Raw genomic sequence first — 13,582 nt, forward strand, 5'->3', positions numbered from 1 at the left:
GGTTTTTTAAAGACAAAATCAAGATATCTTGAGAATATCTTAAGGAATAAACAATAATTTCATTGCCATAAACACGCCTACCAATAATCATTTTTACAAATCCTGTATAAAACAAAGTCAAACTAGCCTCAGATTCTAGTATGCTCTAGCATGATTGTTCACACTAACAATTTTTATGCTAAATCTGACTGGAAAAAACGCTCTTGTTACAGGTATTGCAAATAACCGCTCAATCGCTTGGGGAATTGCTCAACAACTACACAAAGCTGGAGCTAACTTAGGTATTACCTACTTGCCTGATGAGCGGGGTAAGATGGAGAAAAAAGTTGCGGAATTGGTAGAACCTCTAAACCCCAGCTTATTCGTTCCATGTGATGTTCAAAACGATGAACAGATACAGTCTACCTTTGAAACAATCCGCAGTAAGTGGGGCAAGCTAGACATTCTAATTCACTGTATGGCATTTGCCAATAAAGATGATTTGAGCGGAGATTTTAGCCAAACATCACGCGCTGGCTTCAACACGGCGCTACAAATTAGTACTTACTCGCTAGTGCAGTTAAGTGGTGTAGCCAAAGCTTTAATGACAGAAGGAGGAAGTATCCTCACCCTTTCATATTTAGGAAGCGTTAGGGCAATTCCTAACTATAACATTATGGGAGTTGCCAAAGCAGGCTTGGAAGCCAGCGTACGTTATCTAGCTGCTGAACTCGGCCCACAAAATATTCGGGTAAATGCCATCTCTGCTGGTCCCATCCGCACTTTGGCATCTAGTGCTGTGGGAGGCATTTTGGATATGATTCATCATGTAGAGCAAGTTGCTCCCCTGCGACGCACAGTCACCCAGCTAGAAGTAGGGAATACTGCGGCTTTCTTGTGTAGTGATTTGTCCAGTGGAATTACAGGACAAGTCCTATATGTGGATGCAGGATATGAAATTATGGGAATGTAGTAGGAAGTCAAGGGTCAATAGTCAATAGTCATTTGTCCTTTGTCATTCTCCGCTTCTTCGCGTCCCCCTCATCCCCAATCCCCTTTAGCTATGCAAATCAGCGACCGTCAAGTTAACTTCCCCCAATACAACCAATCCCATCCCACTCCTCGGATTGCTTCTGTTCATCGCACTACTGGTGAAACTGATGTCCAAGTCACTATCAACCTCGATGGTACGGGGATTTGTCAAGCAGCAACCGGCATTCCATTTTTGGATCATATGCTGCATCAAATCGCCTCTCATGGGTTGATTGACTTGGAGGTGCAAGCAAAGGGAGATTGGGAAATTGACGACCACCACACTAACGAAGATGTGGGAATTACCCTAGGACAAGCTTTGAGTAAAGCACTAGGTGATAAAAAAGGCATTATCCGCTTTGGCAATTTTCTAGCGCCACTTGATGAAGCATTAGTTCAGGTAGCACTAGACTTTTCTGGCAGACCTCACCTCAGCTATGGTTTACAAATTCCTACCGAGCGAGTAGGAACCTATGATACCCAACTAGTACGGGAATTTTTTGTGGCACTGGTGAACCACAGTCAATTAACACTGCACATTCGCCAGCTAGATGGCATTAATTCCCATCACATTATTGAGGCAACATTTAAGGCTTTTGCTAGAGCAATGCGCATAGCGGTAGAAATAGATCCCCGTCGTGCTGGGATGATTCCCAGTTCTAAGGGAGTTTTATAAATCAGGAGGGATGAGAAGTGTAGAGAGTGTGGGGAGTGTGGGAAGAAGATAAAAAAGCTTTCCACTGCTATCAATGCCCAATGCGCAATGCCCCATGTCCCATTTTTAACCCAGTGTTAGTTATTGGTAACCAATGGGTAATCTGTAATTGATACCAAGTTACTGCCTAAAGGTGCATGGAACCGAGATGAAGTCTGTTGCAGACGCTCCTGATTCTCAACTGAATACTCCTAATACTCCGCCAGTAGTATTAACTTCTGAGTTGCGAAAAGTCTACCGTACTGGCTTTTGGATGCATCAAAAAGTTTTATCGCTCAAAAGTTGCTCTTTAACCGTTTACCAAGGAGAAACTTTTGGGTTACTGGGACCGAATGGTGCTGGTAAAACTACCTTGTTAAAACTATTGCTGGGAATTATCCGTCCTACTTCTGGGCGAGGATTATTATTGGGTAAACCATTAGGCGATCGCAGCGTTAAACAGTACATTGGTTACCTGCCAGAAAATCCCTATTTATATGACTATCTCACTGGTTGGGAATTTTTACAGCTAGCAGCAGGGCTATTTCAAATTCCCTATAGTGTTCAACGCCAACGTATTCCCCAACTGCTCGAATTAGTCGGTTTATCTCAAGCTGATGCCCGTAAGAAACAAATGCGTCGCTACTCTAAGGGAATGTTACAGCGTGTGGGCATGGCACAAGCACTAATTAACGATCCGGAGTTGATCTTTTTAGATGAACCAATGTCTGGTCTTGATCCTGTAGGACGCTATCAAATGCGGGAAATTATCCTAAAACTTAAAGCCGCAGGCAAGACAATTTTTTTCAACAGCCATATTCTTAGTGAAGTAGAACAACTTTGCGATCGCGTTGCTATTCTCGCCCAGGGTGAATTAATTTGTACTGGTTCCTTTCACGAACTTTTAGGAAGCTCAAGCACATATCACATCAAAGGTTTAGGTGGCGATGAAGAATTTCTTCAACAATGGATGCCTACTATAGTATTTAAGCCTGATAGTTCTTGGCAAGGTACCCTACAACAAGAGAATTACTATGATTTTCTTGCAAGTCTCCGCCTCATGGGAGGACAAGTGATTGCTATGAATTTGTCTCGCATCTCCCTAGAAGAGTTTTTCATTCAACAGATCCAACAAAAAAATCATTCTATTAAATAATTTAGATCGCTAAGATTGTACGGTAGATATCAATTTTCTAGCTCAAAATATTGCAAATAATCTCGATAGAAAGTTTTTGGATTTTGAATTTTGTCTAGCTGCACTAATTTTGTGGCGAAATTGCGCTTAATTCTCCAAAACTTTACTTTCAGCTTGCTATAAATACGTAGCAGTTAGGTAAGGGATCAGAGGATTAGGGGAAATTTTTAGTAGCGATCGCTAATACAGTCTGCAAAAAATGTAACTTGACTCTATAAGAATATTTACAACCATTTTGTATTCAAAGTGTTTAAACTTTAAGTTAGCTTTACTAAAAATTCAAACTTAATCAGTAAATACTCCTCCGGAAGGTCAAGTTTTTCTAAGAAAATAAGAATGTTGGGGAACTTGAGTAATTCAGTATAGTCACGATTAAAATGTTTAGACAGTACTTTAGCAATTGTAGTTTCAGAGTCTCGGGTAAATATGCTTAATACAGGTTTGCTGAAAATACTCACCCAATCAAGTCTGGGTGTGGTCTTGTTAACGGCTGTCAATGTCGCTGCGCCATCTGCCAGCCTAGCTCAGCGACAACCAGTATCACCTAATAGAAGACCAGTAATACCTAATACTCAGTTAACAACACCTACTACAACAACACCGCCAGTATCGTCTAATATAGATACAAATTATACATTAGGAGGCGGTGACCTCATACGTGTAAACGTATTTGAAGTACCAGAATATACTGGCGAATACCAAATTCCCCCTGGTGGATCGATCAATCTACCTTTAATCGGTAGTGTCTCGGTTTTAGGGCTAACTACCGAACAGGCTGCTGACGACATTGCTCAAAGATACGCCCGCTTTCTCAAACGCCCTCTAATTTCGGTTAACCTGTTATCACCTCGTCCAATAAATATTTTTGTAGCAGGGGAAGTGACACGCCCAGGGGCTTACACTCTCAGCTTACAGGGAGGAGCCGGAAATAATCCAGGCGTACAATACCCAACAGTATTAGCTGCACTCACAACAGCTCAAGGTGTAACATTGGCAGCAGATGTAACTCAAGTTCAATTACGTCGCAAGCTGGGGCGTTCTGGTGAGCAAACAGTCTCACTAAATTTGAAAGAACTCATCCAATCAGGCAGAATCGGACAGGATATTACCTTACGTGATGGTGACACAATTGTTGTGCCAACTGCAACTACCTTCAACGTAGCAGAAGCACGTAATTTGTTTGCAGCTAACTTTGCTTCTGACCCCACCAAACCACGTACAGTAGCAATCATTGGCGAAGTTAACCGTCCTGGATCGTATCTTGTATCAGCTGGTAGTACAGATGGTCAAGGTGGCGGTACCGTCGGCAGTGGTCTGCCAACTTTAACACGAGCAATTCAACTAGCTGGGGGAATCACACCACAAGCTGATATTCGTAGTCTCAAGCTGCGCCGACCCACAAGAATTGGTACAGAACAAACTATAGATGTCAATCTCTGGCAGTTATTGCAGAGTGGTGATGCGAATCAAGATGTCATCGTCCAAGACGGAGATACAATTGTTATACCTACCGCCACCGAGATTAACCCTGCAGAAGCTACTCAATTAGCTACTACTACCTTATCGCCCACAAGCATTCAAGTTGGTGTGGTAGGCGAAGTCAAGAAACCTGGAACTGTAGAAATTAAGCCGAATAGTTCGTTAAATCAAGCATTACTTGCTGCTGGCGGATTTAACGATGCTAGAGCTAAAAGCGGTGCTGTAGATTTGATTCGTCTTAACCCCAATGGTTCTGTGACTAAACGTGTAGTACAAGTAGATTTCTCTCAAGGAATCAATGAGAAAACCAATCCGATACTCCGCAATAATGATGTGGTGGTAGTCAGCCGTAATGGTACAGCTAGGACTGGTGACACCCTTGGTGTATTGTTCAATCCTATCGGTTCTGTCTTTGGTATTCTTAGAACTTTATTTACCGGATTTTAGATTTAACTATAAACTGGGGGCATTGGTTAACGATTTTGCCCCCAGACTGCAACAAAAGCGAATCTTAACCAGTCAAAGTTATGCGTTATGAACTATTAGTAACTAATAACTAATGGCTAATATGCGTTTTCGGCTTGGTAGACAGCAACGTAAAATATCTTGGTTGCAAGGGTTACTGTGCAGCATGACTATTGCTCTAAGTTGGGGTGTAGGAATGCCCTCTACTTTAGCAGCCCAAAAAGTTACTATCCGCTTAGGCCCATTTCAGCAATCAATAGCGATCGCTGACTTAGAAAGATTTGCCAAAACAGGAAAACTGCCTGACAACCTCCAAATTTATGGTGTCTTACTGACCCCCCAAGTACGAGAATTGCTCAATCAACGTCTGGACGTTGATCCAGATGTTGCAGACAAATTCTTCGATGATTTGGTGCGATCGCCACAAGGTCAACAATTAATTGCATCCCTAGGAGTAGCCATACCAGGTAGTACGGTAGAAGCACTGCAAACAGCGCTTAACCTCTCTCTACGTCAAGTGAACGGTTTAAGTACTGTTGGATTTTTGCGAGCTTACCCACAAGAGAATGTCACCATAGATGCAACTAAAGCTCTTAAAATCGCCATAGAATTTAACGCTAATTACCTACAAAGCCAAGCCTTGGGAGCTTTATTAGAACGGGATCTGTTCGTAAAAAACACTACAGTCTTTCAACCGAGCTTCGATCCAGCTGCTATTGGCAAAGAAGTAGTGCAGCAGCAAACCCTGACTCTAGCAGACCAGCAACGCAAAAGAATCATTCCTGTAGATATTTATTGGAGTAAAGGTAACACCCAAACACCACTGGTTGTGCTTTCCCACGGCTTTGGTGCCAACCGCAAATTTTTTGGCTATTTGGCGCGTCATCTCGCTTCTTACGGCATTACCGTTGCAGCCATTGAACATCCAGATAGCCAGGTTAGCTCTGTGAATAAAGGCTCACAACCAGACAATTTAGCGCAACTGCTACCCGCTACTGAATTTATTGAACGACCGAAAGACATCAGTTTCTTGCTCAACGAACTAGCGAAGCTCAATAATCAATCAGGGCAATTTCAAGGAAAATTTAACACCGAAAATGTCACTGTGATTGGTCACTCTTTGGGAGGTTATACTGCTTTAGCGTTGTTAGGCACAGAAGTCGATTTAGAGGAATTACGGCAATTCTGTAAAACTTCTCTCTCCTTCAACGAATCTCCTGGGGATTGGTTGCAATGTGCAGCAGCTCCTTTAAAAGAGCAAAAACTTCAGTTAAAAGATGAGCGAGTCAAGAGTGCGATCGCCTTTAACCCTTTAATCGGCAAACTCTTTGGTAAAAAAGGTCTAAATCAAGTTACCAAGCCAGTATTATTTTTAACTGGAACCGAAGATGCCTTGACCCCAGCATTAAAGCACCAAATAGCACCTTTTACCCAACTGCGAGGTCCCAAGTATTTATTAACTGCGATTGGTGGTACTCACTTAAGTATTAGCGATCCCGCCTATAGCGTTAGTACAGTCACTACTATTGTTAAAGAAAAGCGCGGCGAAGAAACTAATTCCCTACGCCAGTTGATTCGTGGTGTCACCTTAGCTTTTGTTAAACAGTCAACTTCAGAAGCAAAAGTTTACCAACCGTTTCTGACATCGGCTTACGCCCAATCTCTTTCTACACCTGAATTACCCTTACGTTTTAATTCTGATTTACCCGGAAGTATCAAAACCTGGCTGAGTTTTGTGCCAAATTAATAGTTTTAAGTAGTAGATAAGTATCTCGTATACTATATAACGACATATCACAATTTGAATAACTAAAATTATATTTGTGCGTTCTGCTTGGAAAACATCATCTGTGAAAGTTAAATCTGCGATCGCTGAATCAGTGCCCAGAAAATACAAAGGTATAGCTGAAAACTATTGTAATTACGAAGTTATACCTTGCCACTATGTAATCTAGGTGCTTTAATAGCGATCGCATTCAGCCAAACTCTCCTAACTGCACAAGGCGAACTGCGACTTGCGAGCGGATGTTGCTGTTGGTGTTCGGAAAATTACAGATGCAAAACATTAGACTTAGAGATAGGACAAGATAGTACCATGTCCTTTAAACTAAAATTTCTCCAAAAGCTAAATTAGGAGCAGATATGGAGCCAATCATTGCTATTGTCTTAGCGCTTATAGGTTATGCCTTAGGATCTGCAAAACTGATTAATCAAGGCAATGTAGCCTTGGTAGAACGATTAGGGCGATACCATCGAAAGCTTAGTCCTGGGCTAAACTTCATTGTTCCCTTGGTCGATCAGATTGTCATGGAAGATACTACACGGGAACAGTTTATAGATATCAAACCCCAGAACGTAATTACTAAAGATAATATCTATCTGGAAGTTGATGCTATCCTTTACTGGCGTATTAAAGATATAGAAAAGAGCTTTTATGCAATTGATGACCTTCAAGGAGCACTTGTACAGCTGGCTCACACCACCCTGCGGGAAATCATTGCTCAGAATACAGTAGAAGAAACCAATGTCTCTCGATCCGAAATGGACAGAGCCATCTTAGACCAGTTGAATGATACAACGTCAGGTTGGGGAGTTGAGATTATTCGGTTAGATATTCAAAGCATTACGCCACCTGAAAGTGTACGGAAGTCAATGGAAGAAGAGCGCGCCGCTGAAATCAAAAAACGCGCACTCGTTTCCGAAGCAGAAGGCGAACGGCAAGCTGCAATTAAGAAAGCCGAAGGAACTATGACCTCAATGCAGATAATTGCTGAGGCTTTACGTACCAATCCTGAAAGTAAAGAAATTCTCCGTTATCTTGTTGCTCAAGACTACATAAATGCTAGCTACAGACTGGGAGAAAGCCAGAATGCCAAAGTTGTCTTTGTAGATCCAGGTAAAAGTGGTGAATTGATGAAAGAGGTGATTGCTGAAACAACTAATACTGAAGGTAATGGCAAGAACTCTGGAAATGGTGCTACTTAATCTTGTACTGACTGCCGACATATTGCGTCGGTAACCAGCGACACATCACGCATTTCTTTAACGTCATGAACTCGGAGGATATCAGCGCCATTAACAATGGCAGCACAACACGCCGCCGCTGTTCCCCAGACTCGTGCTTTGGGATCTGGTTGATTTAAAATCCGGCCAATGAAACTTTTACGGGATGGTCCTACTAAAATAGGGCAGTTGAGCGCTCTCAATGACCGCAAGCGGCGAAAAATTTCTAAATTTTGTTCATAGTTCTTAGCAAAGCCAATACCAGGATCAATAATAATTTTTTGTGGATCTATACCCGCAGCCGTTGCAGCTGCAATTTGCTTTGCTAGAAAACTATAAATTTCTGCCATTAAATCTTGATAATCAGTTTGTTGTTGCATAGTCTGCGGGTTACCCCGGATGTGCATCAGCACAATAGGCACGCCCAAACTTGCAACTGTCGGTAACATTTCAGAGTCAAACGTGCCGCCAGAAATATCATTAATCATATCAGCACCAGCCGCAATAGATGCTTTAGCTACATCTGCTCTAGTGGTATCTACAGAAATCGGTATATTAATTTCCGATCTTAGCTCTCGCACAATTGGTAGGACTCGCTCCAGTTCTTCAGCAAGAGTTATTTGCTCTGCTCCTGGCCGAGTTGATTGACCACCCACATCAATAATGTCAGCACCAGTTGCTACCAATGCTTGTGCTTGTGTTAGAGCCGCAGTGGTAGTGTTAAACTTACCGCCATCACTAAAGCTATCGGGCGTCACATTCAATACACCCATTAGATAAGTCTGCTGCCCCCATTGGAAACAGCGTTCCCGAAGTATCAAGTTATTGGGCATAGGGCATAGGGCATGGGGCATGGGAGTAGAGGGGATGGGGGATGAGGGAGATGAGGGGCACAAGGGAGACCAGGGAAAAATAGCAATTTCCAATGCCCAATGCCCGATGCCCAATTTTTGCTACTTATAGTTCACAATCCTGGCGAAACTTTCAGGTTCTAGACTGGCTCCTCCTACTAGAACACCATCAATTTCTGGTTGAGCCATGATCTCATCAATATTATTGGGCTTAACTGAGCCACCATATTGAATCGACATATGAGGATTACTCAACTGGCTGCGAATTAGGCTAATGACCCGATTTGCCTCTGTAACCTCACAAGTGTCACCAGTCCCAATTGCCCAAATCGGTTCATAGGCAATCACCAAGTTATCTTGATCGACATTTACCAGGCCTTTGTCTAACTGGCTGATGATTAGTGCTTCAGTCTCCCCAGCATCTCGTTGTTGTTTAGTTTCGCCTACACATAGAATTGGGGTAAGACCGTACTTTTGCGCAGCTTTGAGGCGGAGGTTAACAGTTGCGTCTGTTTCACCAAAATATTGTCGTCGTTCACTATGACCGACAATCACAAAGCGTACACCACTTTCTGTGAGCATGGGACCAGAAATTTCACCAGTGTAGGCTCCATATTCTTCCCAGTGGACATTTTGCGCCCCTAGCTGTACACGACTACCGTGCAAACTCTTGGATAAAATGCTTAAGTTAGTAAAAGGAGGGCACAATATAACTTCTCGCTCTTGGGGAGTTTCCTCTAAGTGGGGCAAAAATCCCTGTAAAAAATCTTGGGACTCTGCCTGAGTTTTGAACATTTTCCAGTTACCAGCAATAACTATTTTCCGCACAGGTGATTTAGTCAAGTTCCTAACGCTACTAGATGCATTTTTCACTCTAGAACATTTTGCACCCCAAATTCTTGAGTTATTTACGGAAACCACAGCCGAACCTCTTTTGTAGGTGCAATGTCCCTTTTATTTCTCCTGTCCCAAACCCTTGCTAAAACAAACTAGGATCGGATACGAGGTAAATCCAAAATCTCAAATCTAAAATTCACATGAATTCCACATTGCCCGAACCTCATCACAGCAATTCGCCCAATACTGATACCAATTCCCTGAACTGGGAGGAAGAACTAGATAGTGCCATTTTCAGTTTTGAAGATATTCAGACGGAACTTAACTATAAAAAGGCACAAACAGCATTACGAAATTTGGTAGCCAATCTCGACCTCTCCCCCCAAGAAAAGCGCGGTTTAGAGACAGAAATTGATGATTTGGAAACCATGCTAGGAAAGTTAGACCGCATGGTGGTGCAGATTGCGGCTTTTGGCATGGTGGGACGGGGTAAATCTTCTTTACTTAATGCCTTAGTTGGGCAACCTGTGTTTGAAACTGGTCCCCTACACGGTGTGACTCGGGATGCCCAAAGAGTTAATTGGAGTATTAACGAGGAAGCAATTGGTGAATCTGAACGCACTTTGCGAGTTACTCTGCCAGCCGTAGGGCAATCTCAGGTGGAATTAATTGATACACCAGGATTAGATGAAATTGATGGTGATACCCGTGCAGCATTAGCTGAACAGGTGGCAAAACAAGCAGATTTAATTCTGTTTGTGATTTCTGGTGACATGACCAAAATTGAACAAATTGCTCTTTCGCAGTTACGGGAAGCTGGTAAACCAATAATTCTGGTGTTTAACAAAGTAGACCAGTACCCAGAAGCAGACAGGATGGCAATCTACCACAAAATTCGGGATGAAAGGGTAAAAGAATTAGTCTCACCCTTAGAAATTGTCATGGCGGCTGCATCACCCTTGGTGAAAACGGCGATTCTTCGTCCTGATGGCAGCAGGGGTTTACAGTTGCGTACAGGTAATGCCCAAGTCGAAGAACTGAAGCTGAAAATCTTGGAGATTCTGCACCGTGAGGGCAAAGCCTTGGTAGCTTTGAATACCATGCTTTACGCGGATATAGTGAATGAGCAATTAGTGCAGCGAAAATTAATGATTCGGGAGCAGAATGCCAATCAGCTAATTTGGAAAGCTGTCATGACCAAGGCATTAGCGATCGCGCTCAATCCTGTCACTGTAGTAGATATATTGAGTAGCATTACCATTGATATTTTTCTAATTTTAGGTCTATCTAAACTCTACGGTATTCCCATGACCGAAGCTGGGGCTGTGCAATTGCTCCAAAAAATTGCTTTGAGTATGGGTGGTATCGGTGTCAGTGAGCTACTGGCAAATTTGGGATTAAGTGGGTTAAAAACTTTACTTGGTATCTCTGCATCAGCTACTGCTGGTGCTGCCATTGGGCCTTATATATCAGTAGCAGTAACTCAAGGTGGTGTAGCAGGTGTTTCATCCTATGGTATTGGACAAGTTACTAAAGCTTATTTAGCAAATGGTGCGACTTGGGGACCTGATGGGCCCAAAGCAGTAATCAGTCGGATTTTGGCAACTTTAGATGAAGCTTCTATTCTCAACCGCATTAAAGAGGAATTGCTCTACAAGGTCAAACTGAGAAATTGATTGAGATTTGGACTATTCCTACTCACCTTGGTTTAACAGCCGAGGTTTTTTGTTGTGTTGGGTAGTCATATTGTTAGGTATGGTAGAGTTTTGTATCTGCACGCAAAATGCGATGTCTGACGACAAGCCGCTGACGCTCCTTCTCCCAAGGGGAGACGCTACGCGTAGCTTGCTTCTCCGTAGGAGTACGTCGCTACCGCTTCGCTAACGCGTCTACACGCTTGCTAAATGTTGAAAGCAGGGAGGCAGCTAGAGCATGATTAAACCAGAGATAGCATCTTATGGAGCTTGGCGATCGCCAATTACAACAGATTTGATCACTTCCCAAACTATTGGGTTAGGGCAAGTTGTTCTTGATGGTGAAGACATTTACTGGAGCGAATTGCGACCATCAGAACAAGGCAGGAATGTAATTGTACGGTTGAAAGATGGTCAAACTCAGGATGTAACGCCTGCTGGCTACAACGTGCGTACCCGTGTTCATGAATATGGCGGAGCTTCTTTTTGTGTAGTTGATGGCACAGTTTACTTTTCTAACTTTGCCGACCAACGGCTTTATCGTCAATCTGCTGATAGCGAACCACAACCCATCACACCAGAAGTAGCTAAACGTTATGCAGACGCAATCTTTGACCAGCAACGCCAGCGAATTATTTGCGTGTGCGAAGATCATACCGTTGCTGGAAGAGAAGCTGTTAACACAGTGGTTAGCCTAGGGTTGACAGAAGATAGCACACCACAGCAACTAGTTGAGGGTAACGATTTTTATGCCTCACCTCGCCTCAGTCCTGATGGTTCTCGCTTGGCTTGGCTGACTTGGAACCATCCTAATATGCCCTGGGATGGCACCGAACTGTGGGTAGCAGAAATACAAGCAGACGGATTTTTAGGACAAGCTCAACAAGTCGCAGGTGGTTTAGACGAATCTATCTTTCAGCCGCAGTGGTCACCAGATGGCACACTGTATTTTATAGGCGATCGCACAGGCTGGTGGAATTTTTATCGCTGGCAAAATGGGAGCGTGGAACCGTTGACTCAAATGAAGGCGGAGTTTGGTAAGCCTCTGTGGGTGTTAGGGATGCGTACCTATGATTTTGAGTCATCAAATCGCATCATCTGCACTTATACTCAGCAAGGCATTTGGCATTTAGCTAGTCTCGATACTAAAACAAAACAACTAGAATCTCTGCCAAACCCATACACAGACATATCTTCACTGCACACAGCCCCTGGTAAAGTGGTTTTTATCGCTGGTTCTCCAACTGAGCAGACAGCTATTGTGCAGTTAGACTTAACAAGTAAAAAGCTGGAAGTGCTACGCCGCGCTAGTGATGTGAAGATTGAGGCTGGTTATCTTTCACTACCCCAAGCAATAGAATACCCGACAGCCGATGGCAAGACAGGCTATGCGTTATATTATCCACCGCAAAATCAAGATTACACTGCTCCTGTAGCGGAAAAACCGCCGCTGATTGTCAAAAGCCACGGTGGGCCAACAGCCGCAGCTGGGAGTAGTTTGAATTTTCGCATTCAATACTGGACTAGCCGCGGTATAGCAGTTTTAGATGTAAATTATGGTGGTAGCACTGGCTATGGAAGGGAGTACCGTCAAAGATTAGATGGTCAGTGGGGAATTGTTGATGTCGATGATTGTGTCGATGGTGCGCGTTACTTGGTAGAACGAAAAGAAGTAGACGGTAATCGCCTAGCAATTTCTGGTGGTAGTGCTGGTGGTTATACAACCCTGTGTGCTTTAACTTTCCGCAATACTTTTAAAGCCGGAGCCAGCCACTACGGAGTTAGTGACTTAGAAGCCTTAGCGCGAGATACCCATAAATTTGAGTCAAGATATTTAGATCGCTTGATTGGTGCTTATCCAGAACAGCGCGAGATTTATCAAAAGCGATCGCCGATCAATTTTACCGAACGTCTGGCTTCGCCGGTGATTTTTTTCCAAGGATTGGAAGACGAAGTAGTACCACCCAACCAGACAGAAGCAATGGTGACAGCACTGCGAGTTAAGGGTGTACCAGTAGCGTACCTTCCCTTTGAAGGTGAGCAGCATGGTTTTCGCAGAGCCGAGAATATCAAGCGTTCTTTGGAAGGGGAACTCTACTTTTACTCGCGGATTTTTGGCTTTGAATTGGCTGAATCTGTTGAACCTGTAGCGATTGAAAACTTTAGTTAGACTACACAAGGTGTAAAATTTAACTCTAATTCTTCTGCTTAATTATTTATTAGATAATTATAAATTTTCTCTACCACTTACTTAGATGTAATTGGTGAAATTTTGAATAACGTAAATTTGATTGAGCATTGCTAACGGAATTGCAAAAAAACAGTCTAAGTCTTGAGATGGATTGTCTATTTG

At 43.0% G+C, this 13,582-nt stretch carries 10 protein-coding genes; 8 read left to right on the forward strand and 2 right to left on the reverse strand.

All coding sequences use genetic code 11. The features are described 5' to 3' along the window. Positions 1-175: 175 nt before the first annotated feature. From fabI to BV375_RS01630, 6 genes are all read left to right on the forward strand, one after another. A complete protein-coding gene (fabI, locus tag BV375_RS01605) occupies positions 176-952 on the forward strand; it encodes an enoyl-ACP reductase FabI (protein ID WP_086756538.1) in 777 nt (258 codons plus the stop codon). A gap of 90 nt (positions 953-1,042) precedes the next feature. After that, positions 1,043-1,687 (forward strand): imidazoleglycerol-phosphate dehydratase HisB, encoded by a 645-nt coding sequence (gene hisB, locus BV375_RS01610; protein WP_086756540.1) that lies wholly within the window; start codon positions 1,043-1,045, stop codon positions 1,685-1,687. A 187-nt stretch (positions 1,688-1,874) separates the two neighbouring features. Further along, positions 1,875-2,861: an ABC transporter ATP-binding protein gene (locus tag BV375_RS01615; RefSeq protein WP_086756542.1), complete on the forward strand. Its 987-nt coding sequence runs from the start codon at positions 1,875-1,877 to the stop codon at positions 2,859-2,861. A gap of 465 nt (positions 2,862-3,326) precedes the next feature. Further along, positions 3,327-4,826 carry an SLBB domain-containing protein gene (locus tag BV375_RS01620; protein ID WP_086756544.1) on the forward strand — a complete coding sequence of 500 codons (1,500 nt, stop codon included), beginning with the start codon at positions 3,327-3,329 and terminating at the stop codon, positions 4,824-4,826. A 121-nt stretch (positions 4,827-4,947) separates the two neighbouring features. Further along, on the forward strand, positions 4,948-6,591 hold the full coding sequence (locus BV375_RS01625; protein ID WP_086756605.1) for an alpha/beta hydrolase: 1,644 nt from the start codon (positions 4,948-4,950) through the stop codon (positions 6,589-6,591). A 395-nt stretch (positions 6,592-6,986) separates the two neighbouring features. Further along, positions 6,987-7,829, forward strand: a complete 843-nt coding sequence (locus tag BV375_RS01630) for an SPFH domain-containing protein (protein WP_086756546.1) — start codon at positions 6,987-6,989, stop codon at positions 7,827-7,829. Here the strand turns inward: BV375_RS01630 and folP are convergent. Both folP and tpiA read right to left on the reverse strand, forming a co-directional pair. Beyond that, the gene (folP, locus tag BV375_RS01635) at positions 7,826-8,680 is read right to left on the reverse strand and encodes a dihydropteroate synthase (protein WP_086756548.1); all 855 of its coding nucleotides are present in this window, start codon (positions 8,678-8,680) and stop codon (positions 7,826-7,828) included. The genes BV375_RS01630 and folP overlap by 4 nt on opposite strands. Positions 8,681-8,800: 120 nt before the next feature. Beyond that, positions 8,801-9,526 carry a triose-phosphate isomerase gene (gene tpiA / locus BV375_RS01640; RefSeq protein ID WP_086756607.1) on the reverse strand — a complete coding sequence of 242 codons (726 nt, stop codon included), beginning with the start codon at positions 9,524-9,526 and terminating at the stop codon, positions 8,801-8,803. A gap of 209 nt (positions 9,527-9,735) precedes the next feature. Here tpiA and BV375_RS01645 point away from each other — a divergent pair, with 209 nt between their 5' ends. Both BV375_RS01645 and BV375_RS01650 read left to right on the forward strand, forming a co-directional pair. Continuing rightward, positions 9,736-11,211, forward strand: coding sequence for a GTP-binding protein (locus tag BV375_RS01645; RefSeq protein WP_086756550.1), 1,476 nt, complete (start codon positions 9,736-9,738; stop codon positions 11,209-11,211). A 256-nt stretch (positions 11,212-11,467) separates the two neighbouring features. After that, positions 11,468-13,399, forward strand: a complete 1,932-nt coding sequence (locus tag BV375_RS01650) for a S9 family peptidase (protein WP_086756552.1) — start codon at positions 11,468-11,470, stop codon at positions 13,397-13,399. Positions 13,400-13,582: the final 183 nt, after the last annotated feature.

The organism is Nostoc sp. 106C, from assembly GCF_002154725.1.
Taxonomy (GTDB): domain Bacteria; phylum Cyanobacteriota; class Cyanobacteriia; order Cyanobacteriales; family Nostocaceae; genus Aulosira.